Origin of the sequence: Streptomyces sp. NPDC059166 (assembly GCF_042755185.1) — a bacterium.
GTDB lineage: Bacteria > Actinomycetota > Actinomycetes > Streptomycetales > Streptomycetaceae > Streptomyces.
The window spans coordinates 22,425-39,569 of record NZ_JBHZCI010000030.1; the positions used below are offsets into that span (position 1 = coordinate 22,425).

Consider the following 17,145-nt stretch of genomic DNA (forward strand, 5'->3'; position numbering starts at 1 on the left):
ATCACTCTAGCCAATGCCACTGACAGGACCAACTGTCTTGTCCATGACGTAACTTCCCCGCATCCGCGTTTCGGCCACCACCTCAGGCGCCGTCCGGACGCCCCTGCCTCCGCTTCCGGTCCCGCAGCGTCACCGCCGTGCCCGCGATGGCCGCGACCAGCACGGCTCCGCCGACCACCACGTAGGTCGCGAGCCGCGCGTTGCGCTCATCCGGGCTCTCACCCAGATGGAGCGCGGCGGGTACCGGCGCCTCGCCCTTGCTCACGCCCTCACGCGCGACGGGACGCTCGATGGGCTTGTCGTCCTCGGTCAGTGCGCGGACGGGATCGACGACGCCCCAGCCGACCAGAGGGTCGTGGCCCGCGACCGAGCGCTCCGCCGTCTGCTCGATCTGGGCGACGATTTGCTCCTGCGTCCAGTCCTCGTGCTTGGCCTTGATGAGGGCCGCGACCCCGGAGACGTACGGGGCGGAGAAGCTGGTTCCGTTGTCGGCGCAGTGGCCTCCACCGGGGACCGTCGAGATCATGTCCACACCCGGGGCGGCGACTCCGACGAACTCGCCGGACTGGGAGAAGGCCGCGCGTTCGTTGTTCCGGTCCGACGCGGCCACCGCGAGGACCCCGGGGAACGACGCCGGATAGGTCTCCTTGAGGGTGCCGTCCAGCCCGTCGTTGCCTGCCGAGGCGACGACCACGACCTCCTTGGCCAGCGCCGCGTCCACCGCCTGCCTCAGCGCGGGCGCGGGCTCCACGGCGTTCGCGGTGTCCTGGGAGATGTTGATGACGTCCGCGCCCTCCCGGACGGCGTGGCCGATCGCGGCCGCCAGCGTCTCCGCCGTTCCGTGGCCCTCGGCGTCGTTCTGCTGGATCGGGATGATAGTGGCGTCCGGGGCCAGCCCCGTGAAGCCGGTGCCCTTGGCCTCACGCGCGGCGATGATGCCGGCGACCTTGGTGCCGTGGCCGACCACGTCGGTGGTGCCGTTCTCCTTGCCGCGTTCGATCGGGGAGCCGTTGTCGTCCTTGAGCCCCTTCGGCAGGAGGTTGCTGCCGCTCCCCGCGTCGACCGCCTTCGCGAGCTGGGGGTTCTTGACGTCGACGCCGGTGTCGATGACGGCCACCCGTACGCCCTTGCCCGTGGACTGGTCCCAGAGTTCGTCCATCAGTACGCGCTGGAGCGCCCAGGGCCGGCCGGTGTACGGCTTGGCGGGGAAGGTGCACTGGGTGGAGTCCTCCGCGGCCGCGGGCACCACCGGCAGGGTGACGAGCAGGACGGCGGTGGCGCCCGCGGCGGTGAGCAGCCGTCGGCGGTACGAGGAGTGCGTGGTCACGTCGTCGCTCCTCACGAACCCTGCGGCTGGCGGGCGGCCCCGGTCGACAGCCGGGGGCCGGTCGGCAGGAACGCGGACCAGGCCGCGGGTACGGGGGCGGGGTCGACGTCCTTGTAGCCGAGCCGGTTCTGCGCCTGCTGTGCCTCCTGCCGACGCTGCTCCCGCTCCTCCGCGGTACCGGACTCACCGATGCCGGAGTCGTCCCGCGCGCTGTCGCCGTTGGACTGCATGGCGTAGCGCAGGCCGGTGTCCGTGACCAGGAACAGCGGGCCCGACTCGGGACTGGATCCCTTGAACTGACGGAACAGCTGGCCTGATCCGGGGGTGACGTAGGCGCTGCTGGAGCCCGTCGGGAGGGTGGCGGGGAACGCCTTCCCGGCCCAGGTGCTGAGCGTGGCGGAGCCGCTCTTGCCGGAGACGCCGCGCAGGACGTTGCAGACGGTGTTGCGGCTTCCGTCGGCGGTGCTCGCCGAGTTGACGGGGGTGGGCTCGCTCGTGGGCCAGTCCCGCTCCTGCCCGAAGGCCTCACCGGGCTCGAAGGCGCCGGCGCTGACCTGCTCGGCCTTGCCGTCCTGGTCGAGCCCGACCAGGCTGCGGCTGCTGAGGAGGAGCTTGGCGACGAAGTCCGAGACCGGTGCGACCCTTCCGGGCAGCACCACGTAGTGCTGGGTGGTGGTGCCGGAGGTCGCCGCGAGGACCATGCCGACCCTGTTGTCCTGGGGCCGGAGTTCGCCCGGAACCCCCGCGTCGCTGCCCGGGTTTCCCTCGATGGCGGGGAAGGTGACCGGGTCCCCGGTGTGGAGGGTGTCGAGCCAGTCGGCCGACACCCGCTGGGGGGCGCGGCCGTGGCCGACGAGCGTGCGCTGGAGGAGTTCGCTCTTCTCCAGGCTGTACGCCTTGCCGCCGGCGTCGACGATGTAGCGGGTGCGGTCGGGTCCGGGGCCCTCGACGTACATGAGCTCGCCGCCGCGCAGCCTGCCCGCCCCTTCGGTCCTGCCCTTCTCGCGTTCCGCGAGGACGAAAGCCGCCTTCTGGATGGCCCTGCCGCCCTCGCCGGGCCTTTCGCAGACCGCCCAGCGTTTCGCGGAGCCGGCCTCGGCCCCGTCGGGCAGGCGGTCCGGCGCGTAGGGGATGCCCAGCGTCGCACCGTGGGGGATCTTCCCGCTGTCCAGCACCGATTCGTCGACCTTGACGACGGTGCCCTTGTCGGGGGCGAGGAGGAGCTTGGCGCTGGACATGTTGAGCACCGGGTGGAGTTGCGTCTTGCCGTCGGTCTTCAACACCACATAGCGCGTGGTCGACTTGCTGGCGATGATGACGTTCTCGTACGGGGTGTCCCACTTCTGCGGCGCGACGGGCTTGAACATTCCCCAGGCTCCGAACACGGCGAGCGTGACGGCTCCCACGATCACACCGGGCACCACCGCTCGAAGCGGACGCGGAGCACCCTCTTCCGAGCCTGACGGGTGGGGCTGCAGGAACTGTGCGACCAACCTCCGCTTCGCGAAGGTGTAGGCATTGAGTTCATCCCGCCGTGATGCCATGTGCGCGCTGCCCCTTCTCCCCAGTGGGCGACCAGGTTCCCACACCCTCGGCGGGCCGCCGCCGCCGCGCGGGACCCCTACTATGCCTGTTGGCACTTGGCCCTCACCGCTCAGGTAGGGTGATCGCCCGATCAACGCCCGTGCAAAAAACGGTGATTACGGACACGAGGGGGCAACGCGGCGATGGGTGCAGCGACGGGGGAGCGCACGAGGCGGTCGGCCCGCCGGACGCCCGGCCCTTCCCGACGGCAACGCAGCAACGCGCCTGCGGCCCTGCCTCCCCATCCGTCGTCGGACGCCCCCGCGGCGACCACGCTCCGCTCGATCTCCAGGAGCGGCCGGGTCGGCCCCGCGCTGCGTCAGATGGTGCTGGTCGAGGCGGCCCTGGCGGTCGCCGCCGTGGGAGCGGTGCTCGGGGGCGTCTGGATGATCCCCGCCGGCGTGATCGCCTGTCTTCTGGTCCTGCTCGCGGTGGTACGCCGACGGGGCCGGGCCGTGCAGGACTGGTTGTCGACCGTCCTCTCCCTCCGCCACCGCCGGCGCACCACCACGGCGGCTCCGGCCGAGTCGGAGCCGCAACTCGCCCCGGTGGCCGAGGGCGTGCCCGGGTTCGCCCCGTACATCTACGTGGACGGTGCCCGCCGCACGGTGGGCATGGTGGGTGACGGCACGTTCCTGACGGCGGTCGTCCGGGTCGAGGCGAGTGGTGAGACGCTGCGCCCGGCGATGGGTGCCCGTTCGCTCCCGCTGTCCCTCCTGGGCGAGGCGCTCACGGTGGACGACATCGCGCTGGAGTCGGCGCAACTGGTGCAGCAGGTACGGCCCGCGCCCGCTCCGCATCTGCCGGAGCGTTCGGTCGCCCGGCTGTCCTACGGCCCGCTGCAGGACCGGACCGGTGCGCCGGCGCTACGGATGACCTGGGTGGCCCTGAAGCTGGATCCGGAGCTCTGCCGGGAGGCCGTCGAGGCGCGCGGTGGCGGGATCGCGGGAGCCCAGCGCTGCCTGGTGCGGGTCGCGGACCACGTGGCGAGCCGGATCAGCGGCGCCGGGTTCCGTGCGTCGGTGCTGGACCAGGACGAGGTGAACTCCGCTCTGGCCACGTCCGCGTGCGCCAACGCCATCCTGTCGGCGCGTGCCGGACGTGGAGATGCCGCCCCGCAGCGGCGGACGGCCGAGACGGCCCGGGTCTGGCGCTGCGACGACCGCTGGCACACCAGTTACGCCGTGGACCGCTGGCCCGAACTGGGACGGGAGGCCACACCGCTGCCGAGGCTCGTCGCGCTGCTGACCTCGGTGCCCGCGTACGCGACGACGTTCAGCCTGACGGTGCGCCGAGGTGCGCACCAGGGCCATGCGGCGGTACGCGGGCACGTACGGATCACCGGGGGCTCGGACACCGAACTGGTCGGGGTGCGAAGGACGTTGGAACAGGCCGCACGGCACGCCGGGGTCGGTCTCGTCCGGCTCGACCGGGAGCAGTTCCCGGGCGTGCTGGCCACTCTCCCGCTGGGAGGCGCGCAGTGACCCGGCGACTCGCCCCGAGGCGGGGCCTGCTGGGCCCGCGTCACGCGGGCCACACCCTGGCCGCCGATCATCTGGGTGCGCTGTCGCTCCCCGTGGGGGACGACGGCGTCATCATCGGCGACGACGCCGAGGGCAGGCCGCAGATGATCGGGTTCCATCGGCCGACGCCGTACGACGTGGTGCTGATCGGGGGCCTGTGGACCGCTCAGGTGCTGGCGCTGCGGGCGGCGGCGACCGGTGCGCGGGTCGCCGTGGAGACGGGGCGCACCCAGGCCTGGACGACCCTGGCGCAGGCCGCCGGTGCGGGGCTGGAGTGCGTCTCCCTGCACGACGTGGGCAGGGTGCCGCCGACGGGTGCGACCGTCAGCAGCCCGGTAGTGGTGGTGCGCGACTGCGGCATGCGTCCTCCGCGCGGGCGCGTGGTGTCGTCACCCTGGCAGTCGGTGCTGACGCTGTTGCCCTACCTGAGTCCGGTGGCGCCCCGGTTGCTGCGGGCGGCGACCCTGGTGGGCGTCCAGCGGGTCTCCCCCGCGGAGGCGGAACAGATCGGCCGCATCCTGGGGCTGGCGCGGGCCGAGAGCGAGGCGCTGCCCACCCTGGCGGACGGTGTCACGCTCTGGGTGGCGGGCCGCGACCGCCACTGGGTGATGACGAGCGCGACCGATGTCGAGACCGGACTGCTGGGCACAGCACGCAGGATGGACTGATTCCTCGCTGTTCCGGCCCTTGGGGCCCCGCTTTTCAGGATCATGTCGGGGGAACGAACCGGTTCGACGGAAGGGCGTGCGCGATGGGCACCCAGCAGGAAAAGGACGAGCTCTACGCTCTCGACATCTCCGATGTGCGGTGGCTGAGTGCCCCCGGGACCGAGGACGTGGAGGAGCGGGTCGAGATCGCCCATCTCCCGGGGGGCGCGGTCGCCATGCGCTCGTCGCTGGACCCGGAGACCGTGCTGCGCTACACGGAGGCGGAGTGGCGGGCGTTCGTCCTGGGTGCGCGGGACGGCGAGTTCGACCTCGACTGAGGGCTGCGCGGTCGCCGGACACCACCGGGTCGCCGCTGCACACCGCCCACCTGCGGGCACACGCGGCGACGGGCGCCTCGGCCCTTCCTCCGGGCTCCGGGACAACGGCTGCTGGCCGGCCCCGCCCGTCCCGTGCCGGGCCGCTCGTGTGCGGTGCGGCCCGGCGCGGCGCGGTCCGACGTGACCCACGGGACAGTCGCCGCTGGGCGATACGCCCTGCCCTTGTGCGCCGCATGGCGATTAGGGTGGGCGGGGGACGCGTCGGAGGAACCTGCGGACAGGCACCGCGCGTCGCAAGGGGGGAGAGCCGGGCGCTCCGGACGACGGGATCGGTCGCCCCCACCCACCACGGCACAAGGGTGCTCGACCACACCAGGAGGCAAAGTGAACGGCGATCGGGACGAGATCAGCGGGGGATGGAACACGCCCGTCGACGAGTCGTCCGACGCGGATCCCGCCGAGATGACGGGTGAGTTCACCATCGACTACACCCCTCCCGCCTGGTACACGCAGAACGCACCGGGTGATTCGTCGGGTGGGGCGGGTACGCACCTCGCTCCGCCTCCGCCGCCGCAGGGGTCTCCCCTGTCCGTACCGGCTCCTGGGGTGCACGGTGGATTCGAGCCCGGGGGCCCGCCGGTGGCACCGGCGGAGCCCACGCCGTCGGTCCCCTCCCCACCGCCCGCGCCCACCGCCCCGGCGCCCGTCACGGCCTCGGCCGGCCAGGACCCGGCGGACCGGCCGTTCGGCGGGGGCGACGTGGAGAGCGGGGCCACGATGCGGTTCTCGCCCGGAGCGCTGCAGCGGGAGATCGCCGAGCGCGAGGCGGCCAAGGCCGAGGAGGAGCGGGCCGGTTCGGCGGACGAGCCCGCGGATTCCTCGTCCCCCATGGCACCGGAGGACGAGGGCCGGGTGCACGTGGGAGCGGAGGGCGGGCAGCCCGAAGCCGGTGACGCGGACGGCGCGGCCCCCGAGGGGGCGGATGAGGAGGGGGACGCGACCGCGGCCCCGGACGGCTCCGCCGCGGAGGACCCGGCATCCGGTGCCGGCCCGGAGGCGCCCGGTGAGCCCGACGGCACCGAGACGGCCCCGTCGACGGACTCCGCGCCTGACGTGTCCCCCGAAGGCACCCCCGCTGACACCCCCTCGGACGCGCTGCCCTCCGCCACGGCTCCGGCCGTCACGCCCGAGGACACCGCCCCTGCGAACGCGCCGGCTCCCTGGGCCCCGGCGCCGCCCGCGCAGGGTGCGCTTCCCCCGCTGCCGCCGGCCTTCCAGCCCGCCGCACCGCAGCCGGCCGCTCCCCCGTCCGCGCCGCAGTGGCCCGCGCAGCAGCCGGGAGCCGTTCCGGCCTCCACCGCTCAGAGCGGTTACGGCTTCCCGCAGTCCCCTCCCGCGCCCGCCCCCCAGCCACCCGCGCCCCCGGCCCCTCCCGCGGCACAGGTCCCCCTGCCGCCGGTCCCTCCCGCGGCGCAGGCCCCCCTGCCGCCGGTCCCTCCCGCGGCACAGGTCCCCCTGCCGCCGGCACGGCCCGACGCGCAGGCGCCCCAGGGCGGTTACGGCTTCCCGCAGGCTCCCCAGCCGAGCGGTTACGGCTTCCCGCAGCAGCCGCAGCTGCCCGCGCAGGGTGGCGCGCCGCAGGCGCCCCGAGCACCCCAGGACGCGCAGCCCGGCGGCTACGGCTTCCCCGCCCCGCAGCCGCAGCCGCCCGGGCAGAGCGCGCCCCTGCCTCCGCAGATCCCGCAGCAGCAAGGTCAGGGCACCCCGGCCCTGCCCGCGGCGCAACAGGGCCCCGGCGCCCCGAACCTGCCCGCTCAGCAGCAGCCGGAGGCGTACCGGCCCCAGCAGCCCGCCCCTCAGGGACAGCCTGTGGACCCGCGCGCCGGGTCCGCCTGGCCGACCCCCGTCACGCATGACCAGCGCGAGCGTTCCGTGCCGGGAGCGCCGCTGGGTTACACCGCGGCCGTCGAACTGTCCTCGGACCGGCTGGTGCGCGGTAAGCAGAAGGCGAAGAGCAGCCGTACTCCCTCGGCCGCCTCACGCTTCAAGCTCGGCGGCAAGAAGGAGGAGATCGAGCGGCAGCGCAAGCTGGATCTGATCCGTACGCCGGTGCTGTCCTGCTACCGGATCGCCGTCATCAGTCTCAAGGGCGGTGTCGGCAAGACGACGACCACCACCGCCCTCGGGTCGACGCTGGCGACCGAGCGGCAGGACAAGATCCTCGCCATCGACGCGAACCCGGACGCCGGGACCCTCGGCCGGAGGGTGCGCCGTGAGACCGGCGCGACCATCCGCGACCTGGTGGGCGCCATCCCGTACCTCAACTCGTACATGGACATCCGCCGCTTCACCTCGCAGGCGCCCTCGGGTCTGGAGATCCTCGCCAACGACGTGGACCCGGCGGTGTCCACGACGTTCAACGACGAGGACTACCGCCGGGCGATCGACGTCCTCGGCAAGCAGTACCCGATCATCCTCACCGACTCGGGCACCGGGCTGCTCTACAGCGCGATGCGCGGGGTGCTGGATCTCGCGGACCAGCTGATCATCATCTCGACCCCTTCCGTGGACGGCGCCTCCAGCGCGTCGACCACGCTGGACTGGCTCTCCGCGCACGGCTACGCGGAGCTCGTGCAGCGCTCCCTGACCGTGATCTCCGGTGTCCGCGAGACCGGGAAGATGATCAAGGTCGACGACATCGTGCAGCACTTCGAGACCCGTTGCCGCGGCGTGGTGGTAGTCCCCTTCGACGAGCACCTGGCGGCGGGCGCCGAGGTCGACCTCGACATGATGAGGCCGAAGACCCGGGAGGCGTACTTCAACCTCTCCGCGCTCGTCGCGGAGGACTTCCAGCGAGCCCAGCAGCAGCAGGGGCTGTGGACGGCGGACGGCAACCCGCCCCCGCAGTTCGCCCCGCCGATGCCGGGCCTGCAGACGCCCGGTCAGCAGTACGCGCCGCAGCCCGGACAGCAGCCGTACACGCCCCAGCCACAGCCAGGACAGCAGCCGTACGCACCCCAGCCGCAGCCAGGACAGCCCTACCCCGGGCAGCCGTACGGCGGCCAGCAGCCGTACCCCGGTCAGCCGTATCCGCCCCAGCAGCCGTACGGGGGACAGCAGCCCTACGGGGGGCAGCAGCCCGCACAGCCGCCCGCACCGCAGCAGCCCTATCCGCCGTACTCCGGTCCGGGCGCGCAGAGCACAGGCTGGCAGCAGCAGCCGCCCCAGCCGCAGCCCGGAGGGGGTCCGGCCGTGACGCCTCCTCAGCAGCCGCACCCCGATGGCCAGGCACATCCGTCCGGACAGCCCGAACTGCAGGGTCCTGTACCGCCGGCGGGCCGGCAGCAGCACCCTCCGCAGCCGCCGTCCGCCCCTCAACAGTAAGGCGACAGAGGTCTAAACCAATGAGGGCTCGCACCGTCGACACGGTGCGGGCCCTCATCGCATTCCCGCAGACCACACGCGGTTTGGCCGACCGTTGACGCGACTCGACCGCCGCTGATAAACCTTCGCATCACCAGCTGGCGAACCAGAGATCTTCCCGCCTTCACCATGCGAGACATGACGCGAGGTCCACGTCCATGGTCACAAGATTCCCTCCACGCTCCACTCACCCACGCGGCCGCCTGCGTATCCTTCTCGCCTCCGGAGCCGCCGCACTGGCGCTGGCCGCCGGTTCGGTCGTCCCCGGAAACCCGCTCGCCCCCGCTCCGCAGCAGGCACAGGCCGCTGACGGCAAGTCGACCCTCACGGTCGCGGTCGCGCAGAGCGTCGACTCCTTGAGTCCGTTCCTCGCGCAGCGGCTGGTCTCCACGAGCATCCACCGCCTGATGTACGACTACCTCACCAACTACGACGCCAAGGACTCCCACACGATCCCCGGTCTCGCGACCAAGTGGGAGTCCTCGGCGGACAAGCTGACGTGGACGTACACCATCCGCTCCGACTCGAAGTGGTCGGACGGGGAGAAGGCCACCGCCGAGGACGCGGCCTGGACCTTCAACAAGATGATGACCGACGAGGGCGCGGCCACCTCGAACGGCAGCTTCGTCAGCAACTTCGAGAAGGTGACCGCTCCGAGCCCGGACAAGCTGGTCATCGAGCTGAAGAAGCCTCAGGCCACGATGACGGCGCTGGACGTGCCGATCGTCCCCGAGCACGTCTGGGAGAAGGTCGGTGACTTCTCCAAGTTCAACAACGACACGAAGTTCCCGATCGTCGGCAACGGGCCCTTCATCCTGACGGACTACAAGGTCGACAGCTACGTGAAGCTGAAGGCCAACAAGGACTTCTGGCGCGGCGCGCCCAAGTTCGACGAGATCGTCTTCCGCTACTACAAGGACCAGGACGCCGCGGTCGCCGCCCTCCGAAAGGGTGAGGTCTCCTTCGTCGCCGGCAGCCCCAGCCTCACCCCGGCCCAGTCCGCGTCGCTGAAGAACGCCCCCGACATCAAGGTGAACGACGCCCCCGGCCGGCGCTTCTACGCCCTGGCCGTCAACCCTGGCGCCCGGACCAAGGACGGCAAGAAGTTCGGCGACGGGCACAAGGCCCTGCTGGACCAGAAGGTCCGCCAGGCGCTCTTCATGGGTGTGGACCGCTCGACCATCATCGACAAGGTGTTCCAGGGCCACGCCGTGGAGGGCGAGGGCTACATCCCGCCGCGCTACGGCTCGTACTTCTGGAAGCCCGGGGGCGCGCAGAAGCTCGCCTACGATCCCGCGAAGGCCGGCGCCCTCCTCGACGAGGCGGGCTACAAGAAGAACAGCGACGGCAAGCGCGTCGGCAAGGACGGCAAGCCGCTCGACTTCCGCATCCTGTGCCACGCCACCGACCCGAACGACAAGGCGATCGGCAAGTACCTCCAGGAGTGGTGGGGCGGCCTCGGAGTCGGCCTGAAGGTCGACTGCCTCGACAACGTCTCCGACCCCTGGTACGCCGGTGAGTACGACCTCGCCTTCGACGGCTGGTCCGTAAACCCGGACCCCGACTTCGTGCTGTCCATCCACACCTGCGCCGCTCTGCCGGCCAAGGCGAAGGCGTCGGCAGCCACCGACAACTTCATCTGCGACAGGCAGTACGACGAGCTGTACGCGAAGCAGGCGGCGGAATACGACCCCGCCAAACGGGCCGACCTCGTCAAGCAGATGGAGTCGCGGCTGTACGACACGGGATACATGAACGTCATGGCGTACCCGAATGCCGTCGAGGCCTACCGCACCGACCAGATCAAGTCCATCACGACGATGCCGTCGGACGCGGGCAACATCTACGGTCAGGACGGTTACTGGAGCTGGTGGTCGGCGGTCCCGGCCGCCGGTGCGTCGGGCGGTTCGTCCGGCGACAGCGGCAGCTCCACCGGAGTCCTCATCGGTGTCGGTGTCTCCGTAGTCGTCCTCGTCGGTGGCGGGCTGCTGTTCGCCATGCGTCGCCGTTCCACCGCGGAAGACCGTGAATAGTCCATGAGCACAGAAAGCACTCCCGCGCTCGTCAAGGGCGCGGCGGGCGTGGACGCTGTGCAGACCGGCGGTCCGGCTCCGGCCGGGCCGTCGGCCCGCAGTCCACGCGCCCGCAGCACGACCGCCTATCTCCGGTACACGGCGGGCAAACTGGGCGGCGCCGCCGTCTCGTTGTTCGCCGTGCTCGTCACCAGCTTCTTCCTGTTCCGCCTGATCCCCGGCGATCCCGTCAAGCAGATGACCGGCGGCCGTCAGGTGTCGACCGAGCAGATCGCCGCGATGCGCAAGGAATTCGGCCTGGACCTGCCGCTCTGGCAGCAGTTCACGCAGTACTGCGGCAAGGCCCTGACCGGGGACTTCGGCACGTCGTACCAGTTCCGCGCCCCGGTCATGGACAAGATCACCGAGGCGCTCCCCGCGACGCTGCTGCTGACCGGCACGGCGTTCGTGATCTACACCGTGATCGGCATCTGGCTGGGCTCCCGGTCCGCCTGGCGCAACGGATCGGCCGGTGACCGCTTCCACACGGCCTTCGCGCTGACCCTGTACTCCGTGCCCTCCTTCTGGCTCGGCCTGCTCCTGATCATCACCCTTTCGGTGGGCATCGGGCCGATCCCCGGTATGTTCCCGACCGGCGGCATGGAGTCCGGGAACTCGAGCGGTTTCGGTCACGTCCTCGACGTGGCCCACCACCTGGTCCTGCCGGTCATCACACTCGTCGCCGTCGAGTACGCGCGCACGCTGCTGGTGATGCGGTCCTCGCTGCTCGACGAGATGGGCAGCGACTACCTGACCACGGCCCGCGCCAAGGGCCTGCGCGACGACCTCGTACGCCGCCGCCACGCGGTTCCCAACGCGATGCTGCCGACGGTGACCCTGCTCTTCGTCAACCTCGGCAACACGGTGGCGGGCGCCATCCTGGTGGAGACGGTGTTCTCCTGGCCGGGGCTGGGCGGGCTGTTCTACCAGGCGCTGAGCGTTCCCGACCTGCCACTCGTGCAGGCGCTGTTCTTCATCTTCGCCGCCGCGGTGATCCTGATGAACACGCTCGCCGACGTGATCTATCCGCTCCTCGATCCCCGGGTGGGCCGATGACGACGACCACGACCGACACCACCCCGGCCTCCGGCCCCCGCGCGCTGACCTGGGCCCGCCGGCGCCGGGCGGCCGCCCGCTTCTGGCAGCAGTACCGCACCCACCGGGCGGGGCTGGCCGGCCTCGCCGTGCTCGCTCTGATCGCCCTCGCGGCGCTGGCGGCACCCTGGCTGGTGGGTGCGGACTCGCAGAGCGTCACCGACGCCCCCGGCGGACCGCTGGAGTCGCCCAGCGCGGAGTTCCCCCTCGGCACCGACCAGTTCGGCCGCAGCCTCCTGGCGCTCCTCGTGTGGGGCACCCGGGTGTCGCTGACCGTGGGCCTGCTCGCCGCCTTCCTCTCGGTGGCCATCGGGACCCTGGTGGGCATCACCGCCGGTCACTTCAAGGGCTGGTACGGCAACGTCATCATGCGGATCACCGACTGGTTCCTGGTGATGCCGACGCTGGTGCTCGCCATCGCCCTGGCCACCGTGCTCTCACGGTCGCTCTGGACGACGGTGCTCGCCATCGGGGTGACGACCTGGCCGACGACCGCGCGCCTCGTGCGCGCGCAGACCCTGTCGGTGGAGTCGCGTCCGTACATCGAGCGGTCCAAGGCGCTCGGCGGCGGTCACGGTCACATCATGTCCCGCCATGTGCTGCCCAACGTCATGCCGCTGGTGCTCGCGCAGACCACCCTGGTCATCTCCACCGCCATCCTCACGGAGGCGACCCTCGCCTTCCTCGGGCTGGGCGATCCCACGATCGTCTCGTGGGGCGGCCTGCTCCAGGACGCCCGTGAGGCCGGAGCGGTCAGCTCCGGCAACTGGTGGTACCTCGCTCCGCCCGGACTCGCCATCGCGGTCGTCGCCCTCGCGTTCACGCTGTGCGGCCGCACCGTCGAGACCGTGCTCAACCCCAAGCTGGGGGTCTCCCGTTGACCGCTGTGAAGACCGAGAACGCGCCGAAGCCGGAGACCGGTCAGCCCTTGCTGGAGGTCCGCGACCTGCGGATCACCTACGGTTCGGGGGCATCCGCCGTCCCGGCCGTACGCGGTGTCGACCTGCGGGTCGAGGCGGGCCAGAAGCTGGGCATCGCCGGGGAGTCCGGCTGCGGCAAGTCCACGCTGGCGCTCGCCCTGCTGCGGCTGCTGCCCGCGTCCGCGACCCTGAGCGGCGAGATCCTGCTGGACGGCGAGGACGTCCTCACCATGAAGTGGGGACGGCTTCGGGCGGTGCGCTGGGCAGGGGCGTCGATCGTGTTCCAGGGCGCGATGCACTCCCTGAACGCCGTGCACCGCATCGGGGACCAGATCGCCGAACCGATCCTGCTGCACCGCTCGGCCACACCGGCCGAGGCCCGCAGGCGGGCGGGTGAACTGCTGGAGCAGGTCGGTCTCCCGGCCGCGCGTGTGGACGCCTATCCGCACGAGCTGTCCGGGGGCCAGCGCCAGCGCGTGATGATCGCCATGGCGCTGGCCTGCGATCCCCGGCTGATCATCGCCGACGAGCCGACGACCGCGCTCGACGTGATGATCCAGGCGCAGATCTTGCGGCTGATCGAACAGCTCGTCAGCGACCAGGACCTCGGCCTGATCATGATCAGCCACGACCTGGCGGTGCTCTCCGAGACGTGCGACCGGCTCTCGGTGATGTACGCCGGGCGGATCGTCGAGGAGGGACCGGCGAAGCAGGTCCACGAGAACGCCCGGCACCCGTACGCGGCCGCCCTGTCGGCCGCCTTCCCGCGCATCGGCGACCTCGCCTCGCGGCACGCCCCCCGAGGCCTCCCGGGCGACCCCCCGGACCCGTCGGACCTGCCCTCCGGCTGTACGTTCCACCCCCGCTGCCCCTCCGCGCTGGACTCCTGCGCGACCGAGGACCAGGAGCTGCGGATCGCCGGACCGTCCCGGCGCGCGGCGTGCGTGCTGGTGGAGCCCGGTACGGGCGCGGCATCCGGCCCGCTCGGCGGGGCCGAGGAAGCAAGGAGCACCTCATGACCACCACTCCCCCGGCACCGCTGCTCAGCGCGCAGGCGCTGAAGGTCGCCTTCCCGGGCCGGCGCGGAGCGGCGACCGCACGCGCCGTCGACGGGGTCGACCTCGACATCCGCCCCGGTGAGATCGTCGCCCTGGTCGGTGAATCGGGCTGCGGCAAGACGACTCTGGCCCGGTCCCTGCTGGGCCTGGTCCCGCCGACGGAAGGCCGGGTCACCTTCGCCGGGGAGCCCCTGGACTACGCGGGGCGGGCGCTGAAGGCGTACCGCAAGCGGGTGCAGCTGGTGCTCCAGGACCCGAGCGGCTCCCTCAACCCGCGCCACACGGTCTACGACGCGGTGGCGGAGGGACTGCGCATCCACGGGTACACGGGCGACGAGCACGCGGCGGTGTCCGAGGCCCTGGCCCGCGCGGGGCTGCGGCCACCGGAGCGGTTCTTCCTGCGCTATCCGCACGAGCTCTCCGGCGGGCAGCGGCAGCGTGTGGTGATCGCGGGCGCCCTGGTCCTGGAGCCGGAGCTCATCGTCGCCGACGAGCCGGTCGCCTCGCTCGACGCGTCGGTCCGCGGGGAGATCCTGGCGCTGCTGCTGCGGCTGCGCGACGAACTGGGTCTGTCGGCGCTGGTGGTGACGCACGACCTGGGGCTGGCGTGGAACATCGCGGACCGGGTTGCGGTGATGTACCTGGGCCGGATCGTGGAGACGGGTGACGTCGAGCAGATCCTGACGGCCCCCCGGCACCCGTACACCCAGGCGCTGCTGTCGGTGCTGCCCGAGGCGGACGGCGAGCCGGTGATCCTCACGGGCGAACCGCCGGACCCCTCGAAGGTCCCGGCAGGCTGCCGGTTCCACGCCCGCTGCCAGATCCTCGCCTCGGGCGAGGCGGAGCGCGCGGGCGTCGCCGACGCCTGCCGTACGAAGGACCTGCCGGTGCTCGAGGGGAACGGCACCACCCAGGTGGCCTGCCACTGGGCCGCGGCGGCGGAGCCGGTGTCCTCCTGAGGACCGTCCTCAGCCGTGTCCCGGCTCCTGGGGATGGTGGATCGCCCCGCTGAGCTCCCGCAGAGGCCGCCCGGTGCCGCCCCAGCGGTGCTGGATGATCTCGGCGGCGATGGACACCGCGGTCTCCTCCGGCGTACGCGCCCCGAGGTCGAGGCCGACGGGGGAGGCGAGGCGGGCCAGGTCCGCCTCGCCCACGCCGGCCTCCCGGAGCCGGGCGATGCGGTCGGCGTGGGTGCGGCGGCTTCCCATCACGCCGATGTAGGCGGCGGGTGTGCGCAGTGCGGCGGCGAGCAGGGGCACGTCGAACTTCGGGTCGTGCGTCAGCACGCAGACGACCGTGCGCCCGTCGACGTCCGTCGACTCCAGGTAGGTGTGCGGCCACTCCCGTACGACCTCGTCGGCCGTGGGGAAGCGCTCCCGGGTCGCGAAGGCCGGGCGGGCGTCGCAGACCGTCACCCGGTAGCCGAGGAAGGATCCGATGCGTGCGGTGGCCGCCGCGTGGTCGATGGCCCCGAAGACCAGCATCCGGGGTGCGGGGGCGAAGGTCTGGACGAAGACGGTGACGTCCTGCATCCTGCGTTCGCCGTGCGCCCCGTAGCGGATCACGCCGGTGGCTCCCTGCGCGAGCATTCCGCGCGCGTCGTCGGTGACGGCCGCGTCGAGCCCCCCGGCGCCCAGCGAACCGGTGGCGCCCCCGGAAGTCACCACCCGGCCGGCCCCCTGCGCGCCCGCACCGGACACCACGGTGGCCAGCGCCACGGGCTCCCCCGCCGCGATCAGGCCGACCAGCTCGCGAAGCGGCTCCCGGGCGTCCGCCGTGACGTACGGCCGCACCAGGACGTCGATCGTTCCGCCGCAGGTCAGCCCGACGCCGAAGGCCTCGTCGTCGCTGATGCTGTACGTCCGCAGGGCTGCCCGGCCCGAGCCGATGACCTCGGTGGCGACCTCGTGCACGTCGCTCTCCACGCACCCGCCGGAGACGCTGCCGAGGACCGTGCCGGCGGCGGTCACCGCCATGGTCGCCCCGGGGGCCCGCGGCGCGCTGCCGCGTACGGCGACGACCGTGGCCAGGGCGAAGGGAGTGCCGGCGTCGAGCCGGTCACGCAGGTCCGACAGCAGTTCACGCACGTGCGCACGTCCTCACCGTTCGACGGCCCCCGCAACCGACGATGCACCGGTGACGGCGCGCGCACCACGGGAGGGCGTCAGCCGCGCCCGTACGCCTCGGTCAGTTCGCCGCACCGCTTCACATCGGCGGCCATCGCGACGAGGAGGTCGTCGACGGTGTCGAACTTCAGCATGCCGCGTACGTAGGCGAGGAAGTCGACGGAGACGTGCAGGCCGTAGAGGTCGAGGCCGATCCGGTCGATCGCGTACGCCTCGACGGTGCGCTCCACGCCGTCGAACTGGGGGTTGGTGCCCACCGAGATCGCGGCGGGCATGGTCTCTCCCTGGGCGTTCAGCCAGCCCGCGTAGACGCCGTCGGCGGGGATCGCGGTGTGCGGGAGGGTCTCCACGTTGGCCGTGGGGAAGCCGAGCGCGCGGCCACGCTGGGCGCCGCGCACGACGACGCCCTCGACGCGGTGCGGGCGCCCGAGGATCTCCGCCGCCCCCTCGACGTCGCCCTCGGCGACCAGCCGCCGGGTGAGGGTGGAGGAGAACGGCTCGCCTCCGCCGGCCTCGCCGCTGACGTGGAGATCGATGACCTCGACCTCGAAGCCGTACTCCGGTCCGAGCTCGGCGAGGTAGGCGACGTTCCCCGCCGCCCGGTGGCCGAAGCGGAAGTTGGGGCCCTCGATGACGAGCTTCGCGTGCAGTCGGTCGACGAGGACCTTCGCGACGAAGTCCGCGGGCGAGAGCTGCGAGAACTCCGTGGTGAACGGAAGGATCAGCACCGCGTCCACGCCGAGCCCGGCCATGAGCTCGGCCCGCCGGTGGTGCGGGGCGAGCAGCGGCGGGTGGGTACCCGGACGGACGACCTCGCTGGGGTGCGGGTCGAACGTGACGACGACGGAGGGGACGCCCAGCTCGCGTGCCCGCTCGACGGCACGTCCGATGATCAGCTGGTGCCCGCGGTGCACCCCGTCGTAGGAGCCGATGGTGACGACGCTGCGTCCCCAGCCCTCGGGGATGTCCTCCAAGCCACGCCAGCAGTGCACTGTGACCGCTCCTCGCCCGAACCTGTGTACGTGTGTATGT

13 protein-coding genes are annotated in these 17,145 nt (G+C 72.1%); 9 read left to right on the top strand and 4 right to left on the bottom strand.

Annotated features, from left to right (window positions below; translation table 11 throughout):
• Nucleotides 1-82: 82 nt before the first annotated feature.
• Both mycP and eccB read right to left on the bottom strand, forming a co-directional pair.
• Nucleotides 83-1,327 (bottom strand): type VII secretion-associated serine protease mycosin, encoded by a 1,245-nt coding sequence (mycP, locus tag ACFXOA_RS22225; protein ID WP_385031160.1) that lies wholly within the window; start codon nt 1,325-1,327, stop codon nt 83-85.
• An 11-nt stretch (nt 1,328-1,338) separates the two neighbouring features.
• Entirely contained in the window at nt 1,339-2,871 is a 1,533-nt protein-coding gene (eccB, locus tag ACFXOA_RS22230) for a type VII secretion protein EccB (RefSeq protein ID WP_385031163.1), read from the bottom strand.
• Between the two features lie 183 nt (nt 2,872-3,054).
• Here eccB and eccE point away from each other — a divergent pair, with 183 nt between their 5' ends.
• From eccE to ACFXOA_RS22275, 9 genes are all read left to right on the top strand, one after another.
• Nucleotides 3,055-4,395, top strand: coding sequence for a type VII secretion protein EccE (gene eccE / locus ACFXOA_RS22235; protein WP_385031166.1), 1,341 nt, complete (start codon nt 3,055-3,057; stop codon nt 4,393-4,395).
• Nucleotides 4,392-5,102, top strand: coding sequence for a hypothetical protein (locus ACFXOA_RS22240; RefSeq protein WP_385031169.1), 711 nt, complete (start codon nt 4,392-4,394; stop codon nt 5,100-5,102). Before eccE ends, ACFXOA_RS22240 begins: the two co-directional genes overlap by 4 nt.
• A gap of 83 nt (nt 5,103-5,185) precedes the next feature.
• On the top strand, nt 5,186-5,419 hold the full coding sequence (locus ACFXOA_RS22245; protein ID WP_385031172.1) for a DUF397 domain-containing protein: 234 nt from the start codon (nt 5,186-5,188) through the stop codon (nt 5,417-5,419).
• A gap of 384 nt (nt 5,420-5,803) precedes the next feature.
• Nucleotides 5,804-8,803, top strand: a complete 3,000-nt coding sequence (locus tag ACFXOA_RS22250; protein WP_385031175.1) for an SCO5717 family growth-regulating ATPase — start codon at nt 5,804-5,806, stop codon at nt 8,801-8,803.
• A gap of 197 nt (nt 8,804-9,000) precedes the next feature.
• The gene (locus ACFXOA_RS22255; protein WP_385031178.1) at nt 9,001-10,875 is read left to right on the top strand and encodes an ABC transporter substrate-binding protein; all 1,875 of its coding nucleotides are present in this window, start codon (nt 9,001-9,003) and stop codon (nt 10,873-10,875) included.
• A 3-nt stretch (nt 10,876-10,878) separates the two neighbouring features.
• Nucleotides 10,879-11,970, top strand: coding sequence for an ABC transporter permease (locus ACFXOA_RS22260; protein ID WP_385031180.1), 1,092 nt, complete (start codon nt 10,879-10,881; stop codon nt 11,968-11,970).
• The gene (locus tag ACFXOA_RS22265; RefSeq protein WP_385031183.1) at nt 11,967-12,890 is read left to right on the top strand and encodes an ABC transporter permease; all 924 of its coding nucleotides are present in this window, start codon (nt 11,967-11,969) and stop codon (nt 12,888-12,890) included. The genes ACFXOA_RS22260 and ACFXOA_RS22265 overlap by 4 nt, the downstream gene beginning before the upstream one ends.
• Nucleotides 12,887-13,948, top strand: coding sequence for an ABC transporter ATP-binding protein (locus ACFXOA_RS22270; RefSeq protein ID WP_385031186.1), 1,062 nt, complete (start codon nt 12,887-12,889; stop codon nt 13,946-13,948). The genes ACFXOA_RS22265 and ACFXOA_RS22270 overlap by 4 nt, the downstream gene beginning before the upstream one ends.
• Complete coding sequence (locus tag ACFXOA_RS22275) at nt 13,945-14,946, top strand: oligopeptide/dipeptide ABC transporter ATP-binding protein (protein WP_385031189.1); 1,002 nt, start codon at nt 13,945-13,947, stop codon at nt 14,944-14,946. The genes ACFXOA_RS22270 and ACFXOA_RS22275 overlap by 4 nt, the downstream gene beginning before the upstream one ends.
• 9 nt (nt 14,947-14,955) lie before the next feature.
• Here ACFXOA_RS22275 and ACFXOA_RS22280 read toward each other — a convergent pair whose 3' ends face one another.
• A complete protein-coding gene (locus tag ACFXOA_RS22280; protein ID WP_385031192.1) occupies nt 14,956-16,074 on the bottom strand; it encodes an XdhC family protein in 1,119 nt (372 codons plus the stop codon).
• A 77-nt stretch (nt 16,075-16,151) separates the two neighbouring features.
• Nucleotides 16,152-17,105, bottom strand: a complete 954-nt coding sequence (locus ACFXOA_RS22285; RefSeq protein WP_385031195.1) for a bifunctional riboflavin kinase/FAD synthetase — start codon at nt 17,103-17,105, stop codon at nt 16,152-16,154.
• Nucleotides 17,106-17,145: the final 40 nt, after the last annotated feature.

What these genes read in the sequence shown, in the direction of transcription:
- ACFXOA_RS22255 (WP_385031178.1), top strand. Translation starts at nt 9,001, where the DNA reads ATGGTCACAAGATTCCCTCCACGCTCCACTCACCCACGCGGCCGCCTG.
- ACFXOA_RS22265 (WP_385031183.1), top strand. Translation starts at nt 11,967, where the DNA reads ATGACGACGACCACGACCGACACCACCCCGGCCTCCGGCCCCCGCGCG.
- eccB (WP_385031163.1), bottom strand. Translation starts at nt 2,871, where the DNA reads ATGGCATCACGGCGGGATGAACTCAATGCCTACACCTTCGCGAAGCGG.
- ACFXOA_RS22245 (WP_385031172.1), top strand. Translation starts at nt 5,186, where the DNA reads ATGGGCACCCAGCAGGAAAAGGACGAGCTCTACGCTCTCGACATCTCC.
- ACFXOA_RS22275 (WP_385031189.1), top strand. Translation starts at nt 13,945, where the DNA reads ATGACCACCACTCCCCCGGCACCGCTGCTCAGCGCGCAGGCGCTGAAG.
- eccE (WP_385031166.1), top strand. Translation starts at nt 3,055, where the DNA reads ATGGGTGCAGCGACGGGGGAGCGCACGAGGCGGTCGGCCCGCCGGACG.
- ACFXOA_RS22260 (WP_385031180.1), top strand. Translation starts at nt 10,879, where the DNA reads ATGAGCACAGAAAGCACTCCCGCGCTCGTCAAGGGCGCGGCGGGCGTG.